Source organism: Halorubrum ejinorense (genome assembly GCF_039522565.1).
GTDB lineage: Archaea > Halobacteriota > Halobacteria > Halobacteriales > Haloferacaceae > Halorubrum > Halorubrum ejinorense.
This window is the reverse complement of sequence record NZ_BAAADQ010000017.1, coordinates 1-1,849: the sequence shown is the minus strand read 5'-3', so window position 1 is coordinate 1,849 and position 1,849 is coordinate 1. Positions and strand designations below refer to the sequence as shown.

At 58.6% G+C, this 1,849-nt stretch carries 1 tRNA gene and 1 rRNA gene; both read right to left on the bottom strand.

What is annotated here, in order from left to right:
• Positions 1 to 190: 190 nt before the first annotated feature.
• Positions 191 to 262, bottom strand: a tRNA-Ala gene (locus ABDZ89_RS16950).
• Between the two features lie 173 nt (positions 263 to 435).
• Positions 436 to 1,849, bottom strand: a 16S ribosomal RNA gene (locus ABDZ89_RS16945); the annotation flags it as partial.

Sequence of the window (1,849 nt, the reverse complement as noted above, 5' to 3'; positions counted from 1 at the left end):
ACGAACTCGGATGAGTTCAGTGGACGTCTGGATCGCACGTATACACGGTTGTCATTGAATCGCCACCGGGTGTGACGGGGCGTTCGTCGAACCCTTCCCATCCGCGGTTTCCCGGGATGGTGCATCGGTCGTCGTGTTCTGTCCGAGTCGCGTCTCCCATATAAGGGGACGGATTCGGACCGAACGGACATGGACTCACTGGGATTCGAACCCAGGGCATCCTCCTTGCAAGGGAGGCACTCTACCGCTGAGCTATGAGCCCACCTTCCCGTTTGGGAAGGTTTGGTGTCTCGCGTGTGTGTGTGAACCGTGGTCGTTCTAAGGTGTCCAAGCCGGCGGGTGGGCGGACGGTACACAGGCCAATGCGAATGAGTAGTGACCGTCTGTGGAGACGGTCGTAAGGTGAGCTCCCGCGGAGCGGGAGTCTCGGGTCGGTGGAGGTGATCCAGCCGCAGATTCCCCTACGGCTACCTTGTTACGACTTAAGCCCCCTTGCGAAGCCCAGATTCGACGCGTGTGACGCGCCTCATCCGGACCTCACTCGGGTGCTTTGACGGGCGGTGTGTGCAAGGAGCAGGGACGTATTCACCGCGCGCTTGTGACACGCGATTACTACCGAATCCAGCTTCATGTGGGCGAGTTGCAGCCCACAATCCGAACTACGATCGAGTTTCTGAGATTACCGTCTCCTTTCGGAGTTGGAACCCTTTGTCTCGACCATTGTAGCCCGCGTGTTGCCCAGCACATTCGGGGCATACTGACCTACCGTTGCCCGTTCCTTCCTCCGTGTTAGCCACGGCGGTCTCCCTACTGTCCCCAGCTACCTCGCGGTACTGCTGGCAAGTAAGGATGCGGGTCTCGCTCGTTGCCTGACTTAACAGGACGCCTCACGGTACGAGCTGACGGCGGCCATGCACCTCCTCTCTGAAACTCGGATAAGGTCATCAACCTGATCGTCATTATTACAGTCGATGCTGGTGAGATGTCCGGCGTTGAGTCCAATTAAACCGCAGGCTCCTCCGGTTGTAGTGCTCCCCCGCCAATTCCTTTAAGTTTCATCCTTGCGGACGTACTTCCCAGGCGGTCTGCTTAGCGGCTTCCCTACGGCACAGCACCCACTCGTAGTGGGAGCCACACCTAGCAGACATTGTTTACGGCTAGGACTACCCGGGTATCTAATCCGGTTCGAGACCCTAGCTTTCGTCCCTCACTGTCGGATCCGTTCTCGCGACGTGCTTTCGCCATCGGCGGTCCGTCCAGGATTACGGGATTTCACTCCTACCCCGGACGTACCCGTCGCGCCTTCCGGTCCCAAGCCACGCAGTTTCTACCGGGCGCCCACCTGTTGAGCAGGTGGATTTCCCGATGGACTTGCGCGGCCAGCTACGGACGCTTTAGGCCCAATAAGATCGGCCATCACTTGGGCTGCCGGTATTACCGCGGCGGCTGGCACCGGTCTTGCCCAGCCCTTATTCTGGTACCGCCTTAGGGTACCGAAAAGCACAGGCGCTATGCCTGTGCACTTGGGATCCCCCTATCGCACTGTCGTGCAGTGTAAAGGTTTCGCGCCTGCTGCGCCCCGTAGGGCCCGGAATCTTGTCTCAGATTCCGTCTCTGGGTTCTCACTCTCATGACCCATACCGATTATTGGCACGGTGGGCCGTTACCCCACCGTCTACCTAATCGGCCGCAGCCACATCCTTCGGCGCCGGAGCGTTTGACACACTACTCATTCCAGTGGTGGTGTGGTATGCTCTATTAGCCTCAGTTTCCCGAGGGTATGGAGCTCCGAAGGGTAGTTTGGCCACGTGTTACTGAGCTATTCGCCACGAGTATGAACTCGTACGAC